Annotated in this window: 21 protein-coding genes and 1 pseudogene; 9 read left to right on the forward strand and 13 right to left on the reverse strand. The window is 62.9% G+C overall.

Annotation, left to right across the window (positions count from 1 at the left end; all coding sequences use genetic code 11):
- The first annotated feature begins 221 nt into the window (after window positions 1-221).
- From ACXAEK_RS09705 to ACXAEK_RS09715, 3 genes are read left to right on the forward strand one after another with little or no spacing between them, the layout of a single operon-like run.
- Entirely contained in the window at window positions 222-899 is a 678-nt protein-coding gene (locus ACXAEK_RS09705; RefSeq protein WP_475041516.1) for a cell division ATP-binding protein FtsE, read from the forward strand.
- A complete protein-coding gene (locus ACXAEK_RS09710; protein WP_475041518.1) occupies window positions 896-1,795 on the forward strand; it encodes a cell division protein FtsX in 900 nt (299 codons plus the stop codon). The genes ACXAEK_RS09705 and ACXAEK_RS09710 overlap by 4 nt, the downstream gene beginning before the upstream one ends.
- Entirely contained in the window at window positions 1,795-2,541 is a 747-nt protein-coding gene (locus tag ACXAEK_RS09715; RefSeq protein ID WP_475045240.1) for a lysophospholipid acyltransferase family protein, read from the forward strand. Before ACXAEK_RS09710 ends, ACXAEK_RS09715 begins: the two co-directional genes overlap by 1 nt.
- Window positions 2,542-2,768: 227 nt before the next feature.
- Here ACXAEK_RS09715 and ACXAEK_RS09720 read toward each other — a convergent pair whose 3' ends face one another.
- From ACXAEK_RS09720 to mdh, 12 genes are all read right to left on the reverse strand, one after another.
- Window positions 2,769-3,077, reverse strand: coding sequence for an EthD family reductase (locus ACXAEK_RS09720; protein ID WP_475041519.1), 309 nt, complete (start codon window positions 3,075-3,077; stop codon window positions 2,769-2,771).
- Between the two features lie 118 nt (window positions 3,078-3,195).
- Window positions 3,196-4,587, reverse strand: coding sequence for a dihydrolipoyl dehydrogenase (lpdA, locus tag ACXAEK_RS09725; protein WP_475041521.1), 1,392 nt, complete (start codon window positions 4,585-4,587; stop codon window positions 3,196-3,198).
- 70 nt (window positions 4,588-4,657) lie between these two features.
- Window positions 4,658-4,927, reverse strand: a complete 270-nt coding sequence (locus ACXAEK_RS09730; RefSeq protein WP_019297079.1) for a hypothetical protein — start codon at window positions 4,925-4,927, stop codon at window positions 4,658-4,660.
- Between the two features lie 165 nt (window positions 4,928-5,092).
- Window positions 5,093-5,485, reverse strand: coding sequence for an MAPEG family protein (locus ACXAEK_RS09735; RefSeq protein WP_475041523.1), 393 nt, complete (start codon window positions 5,483-5,485; stop codon window positions 5,093-5,095).
- Entirely contained in the window at window positions 5,482-6,072 is a 591-nt protein-coding gene (locus ACXAEK_RS09740) for a hypothetical protein (RefSeq protein WP_475041524.1), read from the reverse strand. Before ACXAEK_RS09740 ends, ACXAEK_RS09735 begins: the two co-directional genes overlap by 4 nt.
- A gap of 87 nt (window positions 6,073-6,159) precedes the next feature.
- Entirely contained in the window at window positions 6,160-7,686 is a 1,527-nt protein-coding gene (gene odhB, locus ACXAEK_RS09745) for a 2-oxoglutarate dehydrogenase complex dihydrolipoyllysine-residue succinyltransferase (protein WP_475041525.1), read from the reverse strand.
- A gap of 12 nt (window positions 7,687-7,698) precedes the next feature.
- Entirely contained in the window at window positions 7,699-10,650 is a 2,952-nt protein-coding gene (locus ACXAEK_RS09750) for a 2-oxoglutarate dehydrogenase E1 component (RefSeq protein WP_475041527.1), read from the reverse strand.
- 7 nt (window positions 10,651-10,657) lie between these two features.
- On the reverse strand, window positions 10,658-11,416 hold the full coding sequence (locus tag ACXAEK_RS09755) for a hypothetical protein (RefSeq protein WP_475041529.1): 759 nt from the start codon (window positions 11,414-11,416) through the stop codon (window positions 10,658-10,660).
- Between the two features lie 151 nt (window positions 11,417-11,567).
- Window positions 11,568-12,452 (reverse strand): succinate--CoA ligase subunit alpha, encoded by an 885-nt coding sequence (gene sucD, locus ACXAEK_RS09760; protein WP_475041531.1) that lies wholly within the window; start codon window positions 12,450-12,452, stop codon window positions 11,568-11,570.
- Window positions 12,453-12,465: 13 nt separating this feature from the next.
- The gene (locus ACXAEK_RS09765) at window positions 12,466-13,293 is read right to left on the reverse strand and encodes a glycosyltransferase family 25 protein (RefSeq protein ID WP_475041533.1); all 828 of its coding nucleotides are present in this window, start codon (window positions 13,291-13,293) and stop codon (window positions 12,466-12,468) included.
- Window positions 13,294-13,305: 12 nt separating this feature from the next.
- Entirely contained in the window at window positions 13,306-14,499 is a 1,194-nt protein-coding gene (sucC, locus tag ACXAEK_RS09770) for an ADP-forming succinate--CoA ligase subunit beta (RefSeq protein ID WP_475041534.1), read from the reverse strand.
- Between the two features lie 303 nt (window positions 14,500-14,802).
- A complete protein-coding gene (mdh, locus tag ACXAEK_RS09775) occupies window positions 14,803-15,765 on the reverse strand; it encodes a malate dehydrogenase (protein WP_475041536.1) in 963 nt (320 codons plus the stop codon).
- Between the two features lie 159 nt (window positions 15,766-15,924).
- Here mdh and ACXAEK_RS09780 point away from each other — a divergent pair.
- A pseudogene (locus tag ACXAEK_RS09780) lies at window positions 15,925-16,681 on the forward strand (sulfite exporter TauE/SafE family protein).
- Window positions 16,682-16,770: 89 nt separating this feature from the next.
- Here the strand turns inward: ACXAEK_RS09780 and ACXAEK_RS09785 are convergent.
- Window positions 16,771-17,085, reverse strand: coding sequence for a hypothetical protein (locus ACXAEK_RS09785; RefSeq protein ID WP_475041537.1), 315 nt, complete (start codon window positions 17,083-17,085; stop codon window positions 16,771-16,773).
- A gap of 349 nt (window positions 17,086-17,434) precedes the next feature.
- Between ACXAEK_RS09785 and ACXAEK_RS09790 the strand changes: the two genes are divergently transcribed.
- The 5 genes from ACXAEK_RS09790 (at window position 17,435) to ACXAEK_RS09810 (ending at window position 20,971) form a co-directional block, all read left to right on the forward strand.
- Window positions 17,435-18,289, forward strand: coding sequence for an HpcH/HpaI aldolase/citrate lyase family protein (locus ACXAEK_RS09790; protein WP_475041538.1), 855 nt, complete (start codon window positions 17,435-17,437; stop codon window positions 18,287-18,289).
- Between the two features lie 34 nt (window positions 18,290-18,323).
- Window positions 18,324-18,872 carry an NnrU family protein gene (locus ACXAEK_RS09795; protein ID WP_475041539.1) on the forward strand — a complete coding sequence of 183 codons (549 nt, stop codon included), beginning with the start codon at window positions 18,324-18,326 and terminating at the stop codon, window positions 18,870-18,872.
- Between the two features lie 22 nt (window positions 18,873-18,894).
- The gene (locus ACXAEK_RS09800; RefSeq protein ID WP_024088976.1) at window positions 18,895-19,098 is read left to right on the forward strand and encodes a DUF1737 domain-containing protein; all 204 of its coding nucleotides are present in this window, start codon (window positions 18,895-18,897) and stop codon (window positions 19,096-19,098) included.
- Window positions 19,098-20,129 (forward strand): MaoC family dehydratase, encoded by a 1,032-nt coding sequence (locus ACXAEK_RS09805; RefSeq protein WP_475041541.1) that lies wholly within the window; start codon window positions 19,098-19,100, stop codon window positions 20,127-20,129. The genes ACXAEK_RS09800 and ACXAEK_RS09805 overlap by 1 nt, the downstream gene beginning before the upstream one ends.
- 140 nt (window positions 20,130-20,269) lie before the next feature.
- Window positions 20,270-20,971 (forward strand): DUF1194 domain-containing protein, encoded by a 702-nt coding sequence (locus ACXAEK_RS09810; RefSeq protein ID WP_475041542.1) that lies wholly within the window; start codon window positions 20,270-20,272, stop codon window positions 20,969-20,971.
- The last annotated feature ends 128 nt before the right edge of the window (window positions 20,972-21,099 follow it).

Consider the following 21,099-nt stretch of genomic DNA (forward strand, 5'->3'; position numbering starts at 1 on the left):
CTCCTCGGCACCATTCCGCCGTCCAGCTGGCGGCAGGTTGTTTTCATTCGATTATATGCAGCCGGGCCGTCTGGCGAAAGAGTCAATCGCCCAAGCCCGCCCAGCCGGGGCCGGGCCCGGGTTTCCCGGCAACAGAACGCCCGTTGAAGCCCCCATTGAAACTGCAGCCCCCATGGGGCAAAACACCCGGGCGCCAGCTGGCGCGCAATCAGGGGGCGGCAGTGATTGAGCTGGAAAATGTAGGCTATAACTACGGCGGCGGCGAGCTGCTGGATGCCGTGTCGGTGCAGCTGGCACCGGGGTCCTTCCACTTTCTGACCGGACCGTCCGGCGCTGGCAAGACCACCCTTCTGAAGCTTTGCTACGGGGCGCTGATGCCAACCGCGGGCCGGGTGCGCGCCTTCAACATGGATGTGCATGGGCTGGACCGCGACCAGATGGCCTATCTGCGCCGCCGGGTGGGGGTCGTGCATCAGGACTGCCGGTTCCTGGACCATCTGCCGGTCATTGAAAATATTGCCCTGCCGCTGCTGGTTTCGGGGCGCGAGCTGAACCATGAGGAGGCCAATCTGCGGGAATTGCTGAATTGGGTCGGCCTGTCGGAACGCGCCCATGCGCTGCCGCCGGAGCTGTCGGGCGGTGAGCGGCAGCGGGCGGCGCTTGCGCGCTCGGTGATCCTGTCGCCGGATGTGATCATCGCGGATGAACCCACCGGCAATGTGGATTGGGAAATGTCGCAGCGGCTGCTGCAGCTCCTGGTGGAGCTGAACCGGATGGGCAAGACCATCCTGGTCGCCACCCATGACCTGTCGCTGATCCGCGCCGCCAAGAACCAGGTGCAGGCGCGGGTGCTGCGGATTTCGAACCGGCAATTGCAGCTGGCGGGGGCGGATCTATGAGCGAGGGCAGGCTGCGCAAGCTGATCCTGGGCGATGCCCAGGCCAACCGGGTGGTGCCGCCCAGCGGCTTTACCGCCCAGCTGACGCTGTTTGTATCCGGCGCCATGGCCTTTCTGGCGGTGTTTGCGCTGGCGCTGTCGATGGCATCAGGCAGGCTGGCAGACCAATGGGCCTCGGAGCTGGCGCGTGCCGCCACCCTGCGCATCAATGCCCCGGCAGAGCAGCGCGCGGCGCAGACAGAGGCGGCGCTGGACATCCTGCGCCAGACGCCTGGCGTGGCCACTGCCCGCGCGCTTACCGGCGAGGAGCAGGCGGCGCTGCTGGCGCCCTGGTTCGGCGCCAGCCTGCCGCTGGGCGACCTGCCGCTGCCGCAGCTCATCGAGGTGACAGGGGAGGAAAGCGGCTATGACGCCCAGGGGCTGCGGCTGCGCCTGCAGGCCGAAGTGCCGGGCGCGGTGCTGGATGACCACACCCGCTGGCGGGCCCCGCTGGTAGAGGCCGCGCAGGCGCTGCGGCGGCTGGCCTGGGTGTCGATCCTGCTGATCGGCGGCGCCACCGCCGCGATGATCACCCTGGCCGCCAATGCGGCGCTGGCCGCCAACGCCCAGGTGATCGAGGTGCTGCGGCTGGTCGGCGCGCTGGACAGCTATATCGCCCAGGCCTTCATCCGCCGCTTCACGCTGCGGGCGCTGACCGGCGCCGCGGCAGGTGTGGCACTGGGCATGACCGGGGTCTGGCTGATGCCGGAAGCTTCTGACGAGGGCGGTTTCCTCACCGGGCTTGGCTTTCAGGGCTGGGGTTGGCTGGTGCCGTTGCTGATCCCGCCGCTGGGTGCGCTGGTGGCCTTTGCCGCCACCACCCGCGCGGCCACCAAACGTTTGGGAGAACTGTCGTGATGCGTCTTTTCCGGCTGCTGCGCTCGGTGCTGTTTGACATCCATGTTTATGCCTCGATGCTGGTTCTGGGCCTGGTGTTCGCGCCCTGGGCGGTGGTGTCGCGCAAGGGCGCCCGGGCGGCCTGCAAAACCTATTGCCGCTGGGTGCTGTGGAGCGCGTCCTGGATGGTGGGGATCCGCACCGAGGTGCGCGGCCCGGTGCCTGAGGGCGAGGTGATCATTGCCGCCAAGCATCAGAGCTTTCTGGACATTCTGATCATCTTCAACGCGCTGCCTTCGGCCCGTTTCATCATGAAGCGGGAATTGCTGTGGACGCCGGTGATCGGGGTTTATGCCCGCCGTCTGGGCTGCGTGCCGGTAAACCGCGGCAAGCGCGGTGCGGCGATTGCCAAGATGGTCAAAGATGTCGCTGCGCAAAGCCGGGAGCCGGGCCAGCTGGTGATCTACCCGCAGGGGACGCGGGTGATGCCGGGCGCCGAGAAACCATACAAAGTTGGCACAGCGGTGCTCTATGAGGGGCTGGGACAAGCCTGTGTTCCCGTGGCAACCAATGTCGGCGTTTTCTGGCCCCGCAACGGGCTGATGCGAAACCCGGGCCTTGGGGTGGTGGAATTCCTTGAGCCGATGGCGCCCGGGATGCGGCCAAAAGCCTTCATGAAAGACTTGGAAGCGAGGGTTGAAGGCCGTTCCGCAGCGCTGATGCGCGAGGCGGGCTTCGATCCAGGACAGCCCGCGCTGCAGAGCTGATCTGCGGCGGCGGCTGCGGCAGGCGGCGCAAGGAAATTCAAATTTCCTTGGCAAAAGTTTTTGCAAAACTTTTGTGCGCCGGCTTTCGGAACCTGCGGCGGAAATCCGGCTGCTGCGCGTTTGTATTTCAGCCAGCGCAACCGTCCGGCGTTTGCGCCACCACTCACCTGCCGGCCGTTGTGCCGGGCCTGGCTGGCAGGACAACCCCTTGCCAGCCCGGCGCCCTTTCAGCGGATCACTTCGCCAATCAGGATCTGCGGCTGCACGTTGGTGAAATTCGGGATGTCGGCCAGGGCGGGGCCGGCCGCCTGCATCGCCGCATCCATTGCCGCCTGATCGGCAAAAACCATAGTTGCGACAGCATGGTAAGGCGCGGGCGCATCCGTGCCGCCGGCCAGCCCTTTGGTCACAATGATGCTTTGGGTGTGCGGTGCGATATGTTCGTCCACCAGCGCCATATGCGCCGCGGCATAATAGCCGTGATCGAACCGGCTTTCTTCGCTGACAGGGTAGATGACTTGCAGTGAAACGGGCATTGATGGCCTCCTGTGGCTGCATTGCAGGGGCACTAGAGCCGGTCTTTGCCGCCCTGCCAATGGAAAAAGGGCAGCTGCGTCAAGCTGCCCTTTTTGCTGAATTCTCTCTGCCCGGCGCTTAGCTGTGGATCGGTCCGTCGCCGCAGGCCAGAGCGGCCTCGCGCACGGCTTCGGAATAGGTCGGGTGGGCGTGGCAGGTGAGCGCCACATCCTCGGCCGAGGCGCCGAACTCCATTGCCACACACAGTTCGTGGATCATGTCGCCCGCCGCCGGGCCGATGATCGCGGCGCCCAGGATGCGGTCGGTTTCCTTGTCGGCGATGATTTTGACAAAGCCGCCCTCAGCCTGGCCGACGGCCTTGGCGCGGGCGTTGCCCATGAACATGAACTTGCCCACCTTGGTCTTCTTGCCTTCGGCCTTCAGCGCATCTTCGGTCTGACCCACGGTGGCCACTTCAGGCGTGGTGTAGACGACACCCGGAATGACGCCGTAATTCACATGGCCATGCTTGCCGGCAATCACCTCGGCCACCGCCATGCCCTCATCCTCGGCCTTGTGCGCCAGCATCGGGCCTTCGATCACATCGCCGATGGCATAGATGCCGGGGATATTGGTGCGCCAGTGGTTGTCGGCGGCGATCTGGCCGCGCCCGGTCATCTTGACGCCAAGCGCATCCAGGCCGAGGCCGTCGCTGTAGGGTTTGCGGCCCGTGGCTACCAGCACAACATCGGCGTCCAGCGTGACCTCGTCGCCGCCTTTCTTGGGCTGGTATTTGACCTTGGCCTTGGTCTTGGTGGTCTCCACCCCCTGTACCGCGGCGCCCAGGATGATGTTGAGGCCCTGCTTTTCCAGGATCCGCTTGAAGCTGCGCTGCACGTCCTTGTCCATGCCGGGGCAGACCGCGTCCATGTATTCCACCACGGTCACTTCCGACCCGAGGCGGGCATAAACCGAACCCAGCTCCAGCCCGATCACGCCCGCACCGATCACCGCCAGTTTCTTGGGGATCTTCGGCAGCTCCAGCGCGCCGGTGGAGGAGACCACGATCTTTTCGTCGATCTCCACACCCGGAATGGAGGTGGGCACCGAGCCGGAGGCGATCACGATGTTCTTGGCCTCATGCACCTCGCCGCCGACCTGCACCTTGCCGGCCGCCGGGATGGAGGCCCAGCCCTTGATCCAGTCGATCTTGTTCTTCTTGAACAGAAACTCGATGCCGCCGGTGTTCTGGCCGATGACCTCGTCCTTGTAGGCCTTCATCTGGTCCCAATCGACCGAGGGGCTTTTGCCCTTGAGGCCCATATGGGCAAAGTTGTGCTCCGCCTCATGCAGCAGATGGGTTGAATGCAGCAGCGCCTTAGAGGGAATGCAGCCGACGTTCAGGCAGGTGCCGCCAAGGGTCTCGCGCCCCTCGACAACAGCTGTCTTCAGTCCCAGCTGGGCGCAGCGGATGGCGCAGACATAGCCGCCGGGGCCGGCGCCGATTACGATGACGTCATATTGGGACATGGGTCGGTTTTCCTCTGTTCTCCCTGGTTCCGTTTGGCGGAACACGCGTTAGGGGATAGTGGTCTTAGGATCAGACGGGGGTCAACATCTTGATCGAGATATTGGTGACCCCGTCGCGTTCAAGGTGCATGGCGAGTTCCTCCGAGCCGAAAAAGGCGCGGGCCTTCTCCAGATCGGTGATCGCGAACAGCGCCACGGCGTGGTTTTTCCGGTCCGGATCGCTCCAGACGTTCAGATCGGTGATGCCGGCGGCCTGCCGGTTGCGCTTGTCCTGCCTGAAGACGGTGAGCCAGGCGTTGAAATCGGCTACGTCGGCCTGCCAGAGCACATGAGTTGCCATTGGTCTTCTCCTTATTCCGTTCTGGAAGCAGGATGGACCGGAAGGGCAGGGGAGCGCTTTGACTACGCTCAAGAAATCCCGTCGTGCGCTTGGCCGTGTCAGGAAGGGGGCGCTGCCCCCGGCCCTGGCGGGCCTCCCCCGGGATATTTTCGGCCAGAAGAAGCATCATGCGCGGAGCGCCCCTGCGGGCATGGCGGCGGGGCCGCTGGTCGCGATGAGCCAGATTGCGGTGTGCAGGTAAGGCACGCCGCTGAGGTTTGCGGGCAGGCAGAGGGCGCGGCCCGCGAGGTAGGTGTAGAGCCCGGTGGTGATCAGGGAACTTTTGAGGCCGGCCAGTTCCGCAACCAGGGCGAGGCTGATGAAGACCGGGGCGGTTTCCAGAAAGTTGGTGAAGGCCCGCCGCGCCCGCCCTGCCCGCGCGCCGCGGCTGACGGCTGTGTCGCGCGGGCCTGCGGTCCAGGCGTTGCCAACGGATAGCTTTAGCAGGAAGCTGTCGCAGCTCACGTGGATCAGGGCGAGGATCGAGAGGCAGACAAGGCCCCAGAGCGGGAGGGTCATGCCTGTCCTGCCTCTGGTTGGTCCATGAGTGCTAGGAGTTCGGTATGCTGCTTTGGGATGTCGACAGTTCGTTCCCGAACTGACTCAGAAACAAGAAAGTCTCGATGTAACATCTTTGAAGCTAGCAAACTCACACAGTTTACAAAGGTCGCTCGGTAGTCGCTCTTGGCAACCCAATTTAGCTCTTGTTCATCGACTTCTTTCGAAGGATGTTTTCTGAGTTCGCCAACTTTGCTTCGAATGCTCTCGTCCGAAAACTCGATAAAAAGATTGTGCGCAAACTTGTTGCGAATTTCTGCAGCTTGGCGAAGTGCACTTCGCTCGATTGAACTAATAAAACCCAAACAGAGGCAAAAATCACACCGCGCACTAAACTCCCCTAGAGGACGCATAGTACCAGTCAAATTCTTCGCAGCTTTGCTGTCGCCAAGTTGTGCAAGAACGATGCGCTCCACCAAAAGTTCAAGGTACGAAACGGCCGAGATGACACATCCACGATCAGTCTCTTTAAAGAGGTCGTTGGTGAATTTGCAAAATTCTCTTTTTCTTTGGTTCTCAATACCGGGATTTGTCCATTTAGGGTCCATCTCAGGGAAACCAATCGAATAGAGGTATTGTTACTAGAATTGCCCGCTGGGCGGAATAGCCCGCCCAGCGGAGAGGAAATTAGCTAATTACAAATCCATCAGCAAACGCCGCGGATCTTCCAGCGCTTCCTTGACGCGGACCAGGAAGGTCACGGCGCCTTTGCCGTCGACGATGCGGTGGTCATAGCTCAGCGCCAGATACATCATCGGGCGGATTTCCACCTTGCCGTTGATCGCCATCGGGCGGTCCTGGATCTTGTGCATGCCCAGGATGCCGGACTGCGGCGGGTTCAGGATCGGCGAGGACATCAGCGAGCCGTAGACGCCGCCGTTGGAGATGGTGAAGGTGCCGCCCTGCATCTCGGCCATCGACAGCTTGCCGTCGCGGGCGCGGGCGCCTTTTTCGGCAATCGCCTTTTCAATGGCGGCAAAGGACATCGCGTCCGCATCGCGGATCACCGGCACCACCAGGCCCGTGGGGGTGCCCGCGGCGATGCCCATATGGACGAAGTTCTTGTAGACGATGTCGGTGCCGTCGATCTCGGCGTTGACCTCCGGCACTTCTTTCAGCGCGTGGCAGCAGGCCTTGGTGAAGAAGGACATGAAGCCCAGTTTTACGCCGTGCTTCTTCAGGAACAGGTCCTTGTACTCGTTGCGCAGCGCCATCACCTCGGTCATGTCGACCTCGTTGTAGGTGGTCAGCATGGCGGCGGTGTTCTGGCTGTCCTTCAGGCGCTTGGCGATGGTCTGGCGCAGGCGGGTCATCTTGATCCGCTCTTCACGCGCCGCGTCATCGGCGGTGACGGGGCCGCGCACCTGGGCAGGTGCCGGGGCAGGTGCCGCGGGCGGCGCCGCCTTGGCAGCGGCCACGGCGGCGGCGACGTCTTCCTTCATGATGCGCCCGTCCCGGCCGGTGCCGGCGACCTGCGTGCCATCAATGCCGGCTTCTGCCATAGCCTTTTCGGCCGAGGGTGCGTTGGCCACATCCTTGGAGCTGCCGGCAGCGGCGGCCGGGGCAGGGGCTGCGGCAGGGGCTGCGGCGGCACCGGCGGCGGCGGAGGCGATCACACCCAGCTGCGAGGAAGCCTGCACGGTGGCGCCTTCCGCCGCCATGATCTCGGTCAGCACGCCGGGTGCGGGGGCGGGAACCTCGACAGAGACCTTGTCGGTTTCCAGCTCGCACAGCATTTCATCCTGCGCGACGCTGTCGCCCACCTTTTTGAACCAGGAGGACACAGTCGCCTCGGAGACCGACTCGCCAAGTGCGGGAACCATGACCGGCACCGGCGCGCCGTTATCGCCGGAGGACGCAGCAGCAGGAGCCGGTGCCGCCGCCTTTCCAGCAGAGGGCGCGGCAGGGGCTGCGGCAGCGCCGTTGGCTTCGGTCAGGGTGGCCAGCAGCGCATCAACGCCGACGGTGTCGCCTTCTGCGGCAACGATCTCGCCCAATGTCCCGGCGGCAGGCGAGGGCACTTCGACAGTCACCTTGTCGGTTTCCAGTTCGCAAAGCATTTCATCGGCATTGACGCTGTCGCCGGGCTTCTTGAACCAGGTGGCCACGGTGGCCTCGGTCACGGATTCGCCCAGGGTGGGTACGCGGACTTCGGTTGTCATGTCTCTTTATCCTCAGATGCTCAGCGCTTCGTTCACGAGGGCTGCTTGTTGGGCTTTGTGTTCGCTGGCCAGGCCGGTTGCGGGCGAGGCCGAGGTGGCACGGCCTGTATAGACGGGCCGGGTGTGCTTGGCGCCGATGCGGGTCAGCACCCATTCGATGTTGGGCTCAATGAAGGTCCAGGCGCCCTGGTTCTTGGGCTCTTCCTGGCACCAGACCATTTCCGCCTGCTTGAAGCGTTCCAGCTCCTTCACCATCGAGATGGCGGGGAACGGGTAGAACTGCTCGATCCGCATCAGGTAGACGTCATTGATGCCGCGGGCGTCGCGTTCTTCCAAGAGGTCGTAGTAGACCTTGCCCGAGCACATCACCACACGCTTGATCTTGTCGTCCGCCACCAGCTGGGTGTCGGAGTTACCGTGCTGCGCGTCGTCCCACAGCACCCGGTGGAAGCTGGAGCCGGTGGTGAATTCCTCTGCCTTGCTGACCGCCAGCTTGTGGCGCAGCAGCGACTTCGGCGTGACCAGGATCAGCGGCTTGCGGAAGGTGCGGTGCAGCTGGCGGCGCAGGATGTGGAAGTAGTTGGCCGGCGTGGTGCAGTTGGCCACGATCCAGTTGTCCTGGCCGCACATCTGCAGGAAGCGCTCCAGCCGGGCGGAGGAGTGCTCCGGCCCCTGGCCCTCAAACCCGTGCGGCAGCAGGCAGACGAGGCCCGACATCCGCAGCCATTTGCTTTCACCGGAGGAGATGAACTGGTCGAACATGATCTGGGCGCCGTTGGCGAAGTCGCCGAACTGGGCCTCCCACAGAGTGAGTGCATTGGGTTCCGCCAGCGAGTAGCCGTATTCAAAACCCAGCACCGCATACTCGCTGAGCGCCGAGTTGATCACCTCGTACTGGGACTGGCCCGCGCGGATGTTGTTGAGCGGATAGTAGCGCTCCTCGGTCTCCTGGTTGACGATGCCGGAATGGCGCTGCGAGAAGGTGCCGCGGGTGGCGTCCTGGCCCGCGAGGCGCACCGGGTAGCCTTCCAGCATCAGCGAGCCAAAGGCCATCGCCTCGCCAGTGGCCCAGTCAAAACCCTCGCCGCTCTCGAACATCTTGCCGCGGGCGTCCAGAACCCGGCCGACGGTGCGGTGCAGCGGGAAGCCCTCGGGCACGCGGCTGAGGGCGGTGCCGATCTCGGCCAGGGTCTCTGGCGCGATCGCGGTGCGGCCGCGCTGGTAGTCTGCGTCCTTCTTGTCCAGATGCGACCAGCGCCCGTCCAGCCAGTCGGCCTTGTTGGGCTTGTAGTCCTTGCCGCTTTCGAACTCTTCGTTCAGATGCGCCTGGAAGGCGGCCTTCATATCCTCAATCTCCCCTTCGGGGATCAGGCCATCCTTGACCAGGCGGTCGGTGTACAGGCTGAGGGTGGTCTTGTGGCCCTTGATCTTCTTGTACATCAAGGGATTGGTGAACATCGGCTCGTCGCCTTCGTTGTGGCCGAAGCGGCGGTAGCAGAAGATGTCCAGCACCACGTCCTTGTGGAACTTCTGGCGGAACTCAGTGGCGACCTTGGCCGCGTGCACCACCGCCTCCGGGTCGTCGCCGTTCACGTGGAAGATCGGCGCCTCAACCACCAGCGCGTTGTCGGTGGGGTAGGGGGAGGAGCGCGAGAAATGCGGCGCGGTGGTGAAACCGATCTGGTTGTTCACCACGATATGCATGGTGCCGCCGGCCTTGTGGCCCTTGAGGCCCGAGAGCGCAAAGCATTCCGCCACCACGCCCTGGCCGGCAAAGGCCGCGTCGCCATGCAGCAGGATCGGCAGCACCTGGCTGCGGTCCTTGTCGCCCAACTGATCCTGCTTGGCGCGGACCTTGCCCAGAACTACCGGGTTCACCGCCTCCAGGTGGGAGGGGTTGGCGGTGAGGGAAAGGTGGACATTGTTGCCGTCAAACGCGCGGTCAGATGACGCGCCGAGGTGGTATTTCACGTCGCCGGAGCCATCCACGTCCTCGGGCTTGAAACTGCCGCCCTGGAACTCGTTGAAAATCGCCCGGTAGGGTTTCTGCATCACATTGGCGAGGATATTCAGGCGGCCGCGGTGCGGCATGCCGATCACGATGTCGCGCACACCCAGCGCGCCGCCGCGCTTGATGATCTGCTCCATCGCCGGGATGAGGCTCTCGCCGCCGTCGAGGCCAAACCGTTTGGTGCCGGTGTATTTGACGTGCAGGAATTTCTCGAAGCCCTCCGCCTCGACCATCTTATTGAGGATCGCCTTGCGGCCCTCGCGGGTAAAGGTGATTTCCTTGTTGTAGCCCTCGATCCGCTCTTTCAGCCAGCTGGCCTGCTCCGGGTCGGAGATATGCATGTACTGCAGCGCAAAGGTGCCGCAGTAGGTGCGTTTCACGATCTCGACGATCTGGCGCATGGTGGCGACCTGCAAGCCCAGCACGTTGTCGAGGAAGATCGGCCGGTCCATGTCGCCGTCCGTGAAACCATAGGATTTCGGGTCCAGCTCCGGATGCGGAGTGGCGGCGCGCATGCCCAGCGGGTCCAGATCAGCCGCCAGATGGCCGCGGATCCGGTAGGCGCGGATCAGCATCAGGGCGCGGATCGAGTCCAGCACCGCGCGCTGAATCTGATCATCGGTGACCTCAACGCCCTTGGCAGCGGCCTTGTCCTTGATTTTCTTGCCCGCGCCCTTGGCCTCGGCGGGGGCCGGCCATTCGCCGGTCAGCGCGCCGGTCAGAACGTCATTTGGGGCCGGCGGCCAGTCGCCGCGCGCCCAGGAGGGGCCTTTGGCCTCTGCCTTCACGTCCAGTTCAGCGTCGCCCATCTGGCGGAAGAATTCGGCCCAGGCGGCATCCACCGCGCCCGGGTCATTGGCGTAACGGGCATAGAGCTGCTCCAGATACTCCGCATTGTGCCCCTGCATGAAAGAGGAGGCGTGGAAGAGGTCGTTTGGGCTTTGTTCGGTCATCTTAGCCTCACAGGGTCGGGATTGTCTTGACGGTAAGTACCCAAGGGGAAGAACTACTTCCCTCGGGTAAAAAATCGGGAAACTGCATCAGGTGAATTTCTGCCTGCAGCATGTCATGCTCTTGTTCGCGCCCGGTTGCCGAGTGGAACAGAGACGTCAGAATGCCAGGAAATGTGTCAATCTTAGCAGTGAAGTGCTCATAGCTATCCGCCCTGGACGCGCTAAATGACAGGTCCTCGTGCGACAACAGAGCTGTTGCCCAATCCTCAGGAATGTTTGTTACGGTGCAGACTGCAAAAGCACCTCTGACCAAGCTGGAAAGGGAAAACTCGATAGGCAGCTTGTGATCGCCATCGAACCACCAAAGGGAGCGCACACGCCGCTTGTCGTCAAGCATGGCGCTTTCTCTAAACAACGCAGGCTGCTTTGCGCGGCTTAGTTCCGAACGGTTTTTTTCATGAATTCTGTCATACCAGCGCTCGGAAAAATCATCATTGGAAAAAAACTTCTTCAGCGCCTCAGCAGGCAGATCTTCAAGAGAAACAAACGATCTGCTCAAAGCCGCATTTAAGGAAAGTGACGCGAATTTCTTTTCTTCGTTTTGAGCGAGCGGGCGAAGCGAAAGCTCGGAATGCAAACGTGCAACTGCGCCATGCCTTTCAAGATCGTAGCTGGTTTCATCGATACACGCGGAAACAAGGCTGGCAAATTCTTTGAATTCATGGGCTTCAGCATTGGCAGCAGGGCATATGCCTAAAGCAAGCATGCACACGATTGCCCGGCGCAGGGCGCCTGGCAGCGCCCGTCCCGCCCCCGTCAAACCGGAGGTTTGCCTCCGGCAAAACGGGGCGGGCGCTTCGCACCCTCCCCGCCGGGACGAGCGCTGGACACTGCCATGGCGCGCTGCGGGAGCCATCTTACTTGCCGATCGCTTTCAGCACCGCTTCACCCAGGCCGGCCGGGCTTTCGGCGACAACGATGCCTGCGGATTTCATCGCTTCGATCTTGTCCTCGGCGCCGCCCTTGCCGCCGGCGACAATCGCGCCCGCGTGGCCCATGCGGCGGCCCGGAGGGGCGGTGCGGCCTGCGATGAAGCCTGCCACCGGCTTCTTGCGGCCCTTCTTGGCCTCATCGGCCAGGAACTGCGCCGCTTCTTCCTCGGCGGAGCCGCCGATTTCGCCGATCATGATGATGCTCTCGGTCTCATCGTCGGCCAGGAACCATTCCAGCACGTCGATATGCTCGGTGCCCTTGATCGGGTCGCCGCCGATGCCGACGCAGGTCGACTGGCCCAGGCCCACGTCGGTGGTCTGCTTCACCGCCTCATAGGTCAGGGTGCCGGAGCGGGACACCACGCCGACGGAGCCGCGGCGGTGGATGTGGCCGGGCATGATGCCGATCTTACAGGCGTCGGGGGTGATCACACCGGGGCAGTTGGGGCCGATCAGGATTGAGGAGGAGTTCTCCAGCGCCCGCTTCACCTTCATCATGTCCAGAACCGGGATGCCTTCTGTGATCGCCACGATCACTTCCATTTCGGCGTCGATCGCCTCAAGGATGGAATCCGCGGCAAACGGCGGCGGCACGTAGATCACGGAGGCATTGGCTTCGGTCACATGCTTGGCTTCATGCACCGAGTTGAAGACCGGCAGGTTCAGGTGGGTCTGGCCGCCTTTGCCGGGGGTCACGCCGCCGACCATCTGGGTGCCGTAGGCGATGGCCTGCTCGGAGTGGAATGTGCCTTGAGAGCCGGTAAAGCCCTGACAGATGACCTTGGTGTTTTCGTCGATGAGGACTGCCATGTTTTTGGTTCCTTCAAGCGGTATGTGTATGTTGGGTCTGCGGGGTGGCCAGGGAACGGCCGTCGAAGCGGATTTTTTCGAGGGTGGCCCGCCCCAGGACCACGCTGGGAAGTATTCGGAAGCCGCCGCGGAACTCATAGATCCCGCGCCGGAGTTTCTGGCGGATCAGCGGCCAGCCCTTGGGCCGGTGGCGCGTCGGGCCGATAGCGTGCTCGCCGGGGGCCTCGTTGCCCTGTTCGGCAAGTGCAGGCTGCACCTGATAGACCTTGAGCGCGCGCGCCGGCAGCGAGGCGTCAAAGTTGAACAGCAAGTTGTCCAGGGTGATTTCGAACGGGCGGCTGTCCAGCAGGTGCTGTGCAGCCTGGCGCGAGATCACATAGGCCGCGCCGCCGGCATGGCGGGACAGCATCTGGCGCACCTCGCGGCCAAGATGGGTGAAGCCATCCTTGCCAAGTGCCACCTGCAGTTTCTTGGCCCGCCAGCGTTCGAACTTGACGATGCCGGCATCTGCGGGCCACCAGGACAGATCCGCCAGCCAGGCGCCGGTGTCGGGCGACAGGAAAACGTCATCCTCCAGGATCAGCGCCACATCGGCGTCTGACGCCAGCAGCGCCTCCCAGGCCTTGGCATGGCTGAGGGTGCAGGCCATGTCCTTGGTCTGGAAATAGCCCCAGTTGCCCTCAGGTGCGCATTGTTTGAGCATCTCCTCGCGGCTGATCTCGGTGCTGTCCACCGCATCAACGCGCTCAGCCGAGAGCCCGGCCTGATCCAGCTCCCGCTGCATCAGCTCCGCCCGGCCCGTCGCCTGCCGCAAGCCTATGAGGTAGACAGCCGCCTTCACCGGATCTGGCCCTTAGCCCTTCACCGCTTTCACGATCTTCTCGGCGCCGTCTTTCAGGTTGTCGGCGGCGATCACGTCGAGGCCGGAGGTGTTGATGATCTCCTTGCCCTGCTCAACGTTGGTGCCTTCAAGGCGGACCACAAGCGGTACCTTCAGACCGACTTCCTTGACCGCGGCAACCACGCCCTCGGCGATGACGTCGCAGCGCATGATGCCGCCGAAGATGTTCACGAGGATGCCTTTGACGTTGGGGTCGGAGGTGATGATCTTGAACGCCTCGGTCACCTTCTCCTTGGTGGCGCCGCCGCCGACGTCAAGGAAGTTGGCAGGCTCAGCGCCGTAAAGCTTGATAATGTCCATGGTGGCCATCGCCAGGCCTGCGCCGTTCACCATGCAGCCGATCTCGCCATCCAGCGCGATGTAGTTCAGGTCGTACTTGGAGGCTTCCAGCTCTTTCGGGTCTTCCTCGGTGGTGTCGCGCAGTTCGGCCACATCGGCGTGGCGGTAGACCGCGTTGCCGTCAAAGCCGACCTTGGCGTCCAGCACCTTGAGGCTGCCGTCGTCGCCGACGATCAGCGGGTTGATCTCCAGCATCTCCATGTCCTTCTCGACGAAGGCTTTGTAGAGCTGGCCCATCAGCTTGACGCATTGCTTGACCTGAGCGCCCTCAAGGCCCAACGAGAAGGCGATGCGGCGGCCGTGGTAGGCCTGGTAGCCAGTGGCCGGGTCGACAGAGAAGGACAGGATCTTTTCCGGGGTGGCGGCGGCCACTTCCTCGATGTCCATGCCGCCCTCGGTGGAGCAGACAAAGGAGATGCGCGAGGTCTGGCGGTCCACCAGCAGCGCCAGGTACAGCTCGGTCTGGATGCCGGAGCCCGCCTCAATGTAGATGCGGTTCACCTGCTTGCCGGCCGGGCCGGTCTGGTGCGTGACCAGGGTGCGGCCCAGCATCTTCTTGGCTTCCTCGGCCGCTTCTTCCACGGATTTGGTCAGGCGCACACCGCCTTTTTCGCCGGCGTCGGCTTCCTTGAAGGAGCCCTTGCCGCGGCCGCCTGCATGGATCTGTGCCTTGACGACCCAAAGCGGCCCGTCCAGTTCGCCTGCGGCGGTTTTGGCGTCTTCGGCCTTCAGCACCACGCGTCCGTCGGACACCGGGGCACCGTAGCTGCGAAGGAGGGCTTTGGCCTGATATTCGTGGATGTTCATTTGAAACTGTCCCGTCTGGCTGCAATTGTCTGGCTTCAATAGGCCGTCTTAAAGCCAAGTGTTAAAGGCTTTTTTGACAGGGGGCAGGGAAATGATGAAGATTTTCAACTTTTGTGATCACGGTTTTCAGGGGTGTGATCACAAATTAGCGGAAGCTTAACGGCTGTGATTCGAGGTTGCATGCCATAGGCCGCTACCGCCGTATCATGGCGCAAAAACGTCAGCCGCCGGAACCGCGACGCTGCGGCAAAAGGAAAAGGGCCCGCCGAAGCGGACCCTCTGAACTGTCTGAAGCTTTGCGGCTTAGGCCAGTGAGCTGTCGATGCCCTTGCAGGCCTCGACCAGGCCTTTCACGGCGTTGACCGAATTGTCGAACATGGCCTGTTCTTCTTCGTTCAGCTGGATGTTCACCACCTTTTCGATGCCGCCGGCGCCGATCACGGTGGGCACGCCCACATACATGTCCTTGACGCCCAGCTCGCCGTCGCAATAGGCGGCACAGGGCAGCACGCGCTTCTGGTCTTTCAGATAGGCCTCGGCCATTTCGATTGCGGAGGTGGCCGGCGCGTAGAAGGCGGAACCGGTTTTCAGCAGGCCAACGATTTCGGCGCCGCCGTCACGGGTACGCTGCAGGATCGCGTCCAGGCGCTCCTGGGTGGTCCAGCCCATCTTGACCAGGTCGGGCAGCGGGATGCCGGCAACGGTGGAATAGCGCACCGACGGCACCATGGTGTCGCCGTGGCCGCCCAGAACAAATGCGGTGACGTCTTTCATGGAGACGCCGAATTCCTCGGCCAGGAAGTGGCGGAAGCGGGCGGAGTCCAGCACGCCGGCCATGCCGCAGACCTTGGAGTGGGGCAGGCCGGAGAATTCGCGCAGGGCCCAAACCATCGCGTCCAGCGGGTTGGTGATGCAGATCACGAAGGCGTTCGGCGCGTGGTCGCGGATGCCTTCGCCGACGGATTTCATCACCTTCAGGTTGATGCCCAGCAGGTCGTCGCGGCTCATGCCCGGCTTGCGCGGCACGCCGGCGGTCACGATGCAGACATCGGCGCCTGCGATGTCCTCATAGGACTGGGTGCCCTTCAGGGAGGCGTCGAAGCCCTCGGAGGGACCGGATTCTGCGATGTCCAGCGCCTTGCCTTCGGGGATGCCTTCGGCAATGTCGAAGAGAACGACGTCGCCCAGTTCCTTGAGGGCTGCGAGATGTGCGAGGGTGCCGCCGATCTGACCTGCGCCGATGAGGGCGATTTTGGGTCGTGCCATTGGAAAATGTCTCCGGTCCGGTTGAAATTTCCTGATGCCTACGGCGTAAAACCGGGCCGTGCAAGGGTTCTGCGCTGCGGCAAAGGGTGCTGTATGCTTGTGTATACCGCGTTGATACCGCTAAACCGTCAGTAATCCGGGGGTTTCAGAGGGCGGGTGATGGCAGCAATTGATGCGATGTTTTTCGTTTTTGCCATTCCTGCGGTCGTTTTTGCGGGCGTGTCCAAGGGCGGTTTCGGTTCCGGCGCGGCCTTTGCCTCGGCTTCGATTCTGGCTTTGGTGCTGGAGCCGGGCATGGCGCTGGCGCTGATGCTGCCCTTGCTGATGCTGATCGACATGGCCACGCTGCGGCCCTATTGGGGGCGCTGGAACCTGCGGGCGTCATTGCTGCTGATTGGCGGCGGCTTGCCCGGCGTGGCACTGGGCGCCTGGCTTTACGCCGCGGTGGATGCGGATGCGATGCGGGTGCTGATCGGAGCCGTTTCCGTTGGCTTTGTGCTGTGGCAGCTGCGCGGGCGTCTGGGGCTGCGGCTGGCCACTGAGACGCCGCTGTCCACCGGGGGCAGGGGCGCTGGCCGGGCTGGCGGTGGGGTTCACCAGTTTTGTCAGCCACGCGGGCGGGCCGCCGGCCGCGGTCTATCTCCTCAGCCTCAAGTTGCGGAAGACTGAATACCAGGCCTGCACGGTTCTGATCTTCTGGGCGATCAATATTGCCAAGGCGGTGCCCTATGCGGGGCTGGGGATGTTCACACGTGAAACCCTGCTGCTGGACCTGCTGCTGGCGCCCTTTGCCTTGCTCGGCGCCTGGCTGGGAGTGAAATTGCATCATAGCATTCCGGAACGCTGGTTCTTTGCGTTCACCTATGTGCTGCTGCTGGTGACCGGCACCAAGCTGATCTGGGACGGGCTGACCTGACTGCTGCTCATCAGTTGCTTTCTGCGGCCAGCCCGCACGGCATCCCCGGCCGCTTGTCAGACAGCCTGGAAACCTGCCTCAAAGACTGCTCAGGCGTCGCTTTCGGCGTCCGGCAGCGCCTCTGCCAGCACTTCATAGGATTGGCCGGAGGCGACCAGACAGGTCATGCCGTTGGGGGTGGTCACCGTGATGGTCCAGCTGCCGGTGTCGGCGGAAGCGAAGGTTTCCATCACCATGCCCTGCTGGCCCATGCCGATACTTTGGCGGCTTTCGCCGTATTTTTCGGCCAGCCGTTTCACCACTGTATCGCGCGGGGCGCAGTTGCGGCTTTGGGCGGTGGCAGGCGCGGCGGCCAGGGCCAGCGCGGCCAGCGCCAGCGGCAGTGCGAAGATTGAGTGTTTCATCTCGTTTTACCCTTTCCGGAACGGCCGGACAGAGCAGGGTGCCTGACGGCAGCCCCCGGTGTCCCTGTGCGGGCCGGTGTGTAACGCAATTCGAAATGCAGGCCCCATGCCTGCAGGCATCAGGTGCGGCCTGGTGCGGCGGCAGTGTCCTGTGCCTTGGTATCTTTCAGTGTGCCTGCCAGGTGCTGATAAGTGGTTAACTGGGCGTTCGCCGGAAATTCACACATTTTATCAGTTGCTTGCTGCAATCGCGCGAAAGGTTACGCTGCGCTGCGGCGGAATTGTACTTGAAAGTATACAATCGAATCTGTACCGCTTTACGCAACAAAATAACTTTTGGAGAGGTTCCATGGACCCGCGCGCGCGCCCTTACCGTTCGGTTTTGTATATCCCCGGCTCCAACGCGCGTGCGCTGGAGAAGGCCAAAACCCTGCCGGTGGACGCCGTGATCTTTGATCTGGAGGACGCTGTCTCGGCCGATGAAAAACCCAATGCCCGTGCGACCTTGGCACAAGCCTTGGAGGCCGGCGGCTATGGCGCGCGGATGAAAATCGTGCGCATCAACGGGTTGGACACGCCCTGGGGCCGCGAGGATGCCATTGCCGCGGCCAAGATGGATTGCGACGCGATTCTGCTGCCCAAGGTGAGTGCGCCGGAGGACCTGGATGCGCTGGCCGAAATCACCGGGGATATCCCGCTGTGGGCGATGATGGAAACACCGCGCGGGATGCTGAATGCCGCGGCGATTGCGGCGCACCCCAGGCTGCAGGGTATGGTGATGGGCACCAATGACCTGGCCAAGGAACTGCAGACTCGCTACCGTCCCGACCGGATGCCGATGATGGCAGGGCTGGGCCTGTGCCTGCTGGCGGCCAAGGCCGAGGGGCTGGTGATCGTCGATGGCGTCTATAACGCGTTTAAGGATGTTGAGGGGCTGGCGGCGGAATGCGCGCAAGGCCGCGACATGGGCTTTGACGGCAAGACCCTGATCCACCCGGCGCAGGTGGAGGTGGCCAATGCTGCCTTTGCCCCGACCGAGCGCGAGATCGATACCTCGCGCCGCCAGATCGCCGCTTTTGACGAGGCGCAGGCCGCAGGGCAGGGTGTTGCTGTCGTCGATGGCCGGATAGTTGAGAACCTGCATGTGGTGACGGCGCGTGAGATCCTGGCAAAAGCGGATGCAATCGCCGCGCTTTCGGCCTAGCTGTTGACGCGTTTAACAGCTTTGGGAGACTGAGATGACGCTTTTGCTCATAGGCATCCTGTTGTGGTGGGGCGGCCACCTGTTCAAGCGGCTGGCGCCGGATGCCCGCGCCGCCATGGGCAACGGCGGGCGCGGCGCGGTTGCGCTGGTGCTGGTTGCCGGCGTTGTGCTGATGGTGCTGGGTTACCGCAGCACGGATTTCATCCATGTTTGGGCGCCGCCGTCCTTCATGGTGCATATCAACAACCTGCTGGTGCTGATCGCCATCTACATGATGAGCCCGGCGCCGAAGAAAGGCGCGCTGCTGAGCGGCATGCGCCATCCGATGCTGGCGGGCTTCAAGCTCTGGGCCACGGCGCATCTCTTGGTCAATGGCGATCTGGCTTCGATCATCCTGTTCGGCGGGCTTTTGGCCTGGGCGGTGGCTGAGGTCATCGTGATCAACCGGTCCGAACCTGAGTGGCAGCCGGGGCCGAAGGGCTCGATTGCCAAGGATGCGATGTTCTTTGCCGCCTCGATTGTCCTGATGGGGGTGATCGGCTACGTCCATTCCATGGTCGGGCCGTCGCCTTTTCCGGGATAGGCCCTCAGCAAGATAGGAAGCCATGAAACTCTACCGATTTTTGTCCGAGGACGACACCTCTGCCTTCTGCCACAAGGTGACCGATGCGCTGAACAAGGGCTGGGAGCTGCATGGCAGCCCGACCCAGACCTTTGATCCCGTCAAGGGGATCATGCGCTGCGGCCAGGCAGTGGTGAAGGAAGCGGACGGAACCTACACCCCTGAGACCAAACTGGGAGAACACTGATGGCCAAGACCAATCCGGGCCGGTTTTTCGAAGACTATGCCGTCGGCGAAGTGATCCGCCATGCAGTGCCCCGCACTGTATCGGGCGGCGAGCGGGCGCTGTACCATGCGCTCTACCCGGCGCGCCATGCGCTCTATTCTTCGGATGAATTTGCCCGGGCTTCTGGTCTGCCCTCGGCGCCGCTGGACGATCTGGCGGCCTTCCATGTGGTGTTCGGCAAGACGGTGCCGGACATTTCTCTGAACGCGCTGGCGAACCTCGGCTATGCCGAGGGGCGCTGGCTGCTGCCGGTCTATCCCGGCGACACGCTGCGCTCGGAGTCCGAGGTGATCGGCCTCAAGCAGAACTCCAACGGCAAATCCGGCGTGGTCTATGTGCGCACCCGCGGGCTGAACCAGCGTGATGAATGCGTGATGGAATACGTGCGCTGGGTGATGGTGCGTAAACGCGACTTGGATGCGCCAGCACCGGCAACGGTGATCCCCGAGTTGAACAAGGTGATCCCGGCAGACCAGCTGGTGATCCCTGCCGGACTGGATTTCAGCAACTACGACTTCACTCTGGCCGGCGAGCCGCACCGCTGGGGCGATTACGAGGTGGGTGAGACCATCGACCATGTGGATGGCATCACCATCGAGGAAGCCGAGCATATGATGGCGACCCGGCTGTGGCAGAACACTGCCAAGGTGCATTTCGACAATACGGCGCGCCCCGATGGCACAAGGCTGATTTACGGTGGCCATGTGATCTCATTGGCGCGGACGCTGTCCTTCAACGGCCTTGCCAATGCGCAGATGATCGTCGGCCTGAACGGCGGGGCGCACGCCAACCCCTGCCTGTCGGGTCTGACGGTGCGGGCCTGGTCCGAGGTGCTGGACAAGGCGGATACCACGGCACCTGGCGTCGGCGCAATCCGGCTGCGGCTGGTGGCCACCAGGGGCGGCGCGCCGTTTGAGCTGAAGGGCGAGGACGGCAAGTACCTGCAGGATGTGCTGCTGGATCTCGACTATTGGGCCTTGATGCCGAAGTAATCAAAGAGGGGGCGCTGCCCCCTCGCAGGCGCGGCCTGCTCACCCCCGGAGTATTTCGGACCAGAAAGAAGCGGCAGGGGGCATCCCCTGCTGGCAGAAAAGTGATGACCTTTCCCGGGATTGCCGCTTAAGCTGGCGGCATGCGGGTTTTGCAGCTTCTGGTTTTCTCCATGCTCTCCCTCTGGCCGCTGCGCACGGCGGCCTGCGATCTGGCATTGGTCCTTGCTGTGGATGTCTCCGGCTCTGTCGATGCCGATGAATACCGTGTTCAGATGGATGGGCTGGCGGCCGGCTTGCGCGACGGGGTAGTGTCAGAGGCGCTGGTCAAAGCGCGCGCTCAGGTGCTGCTGCTGCAATGGTCAGGCGAGTTGCGCCAGGAGGTGACGCTGCCCTGGGCGCAAGTGCAGGGTTTTGCTGACGTCGAAGCGCTGGCGCAGCGGATCGAACAAGCGCCGCGGCCTTGGCGCAATTATTCCACCGCAGTAGGGGAGGCGCTGTTTCTGTCGCTGGAGCAGTTTTCGGCTGTGCCGGAGTGCAGGCGCCGGGTGATAGATGTGTCCGGAGACGGGTTCTCCAATGAAGGTGCGGAGCCGCGCGAGGCCCATGCAGCGCTGGCGGCTGCCGGAGTAACCGTGAATGCCATTGCGATCGAACAGAGCGAGCCGGACCTGACCGCCTATTTCTATGAAAATGTGATCCGCGGCGAAGGGGCCTTTGTGGTCACAGCCGCCAGCTTTGCCGACTATCCGTCAAGAATACGCAAAAAACTGGTGAGAGAGATTGCCAGGCAGACCGCGGCGCTTCTCCCGGGGGCGGGCAAACGGGCGCGGGCTTTGCAGTGATTTGCAGAACAGCCCCTGATTCTGCAAAAATTTTTCAATCCGGAGATTTGTGATCACTAATTATTTGCTGTGATCACAAGCCGTGGCCTTTTAGCGCCAACGGAGCAATTTCACACGGTTTTTAACCC

This window comes from Leisingera sp. ABM4_101, from assembly GCF_056158725.1.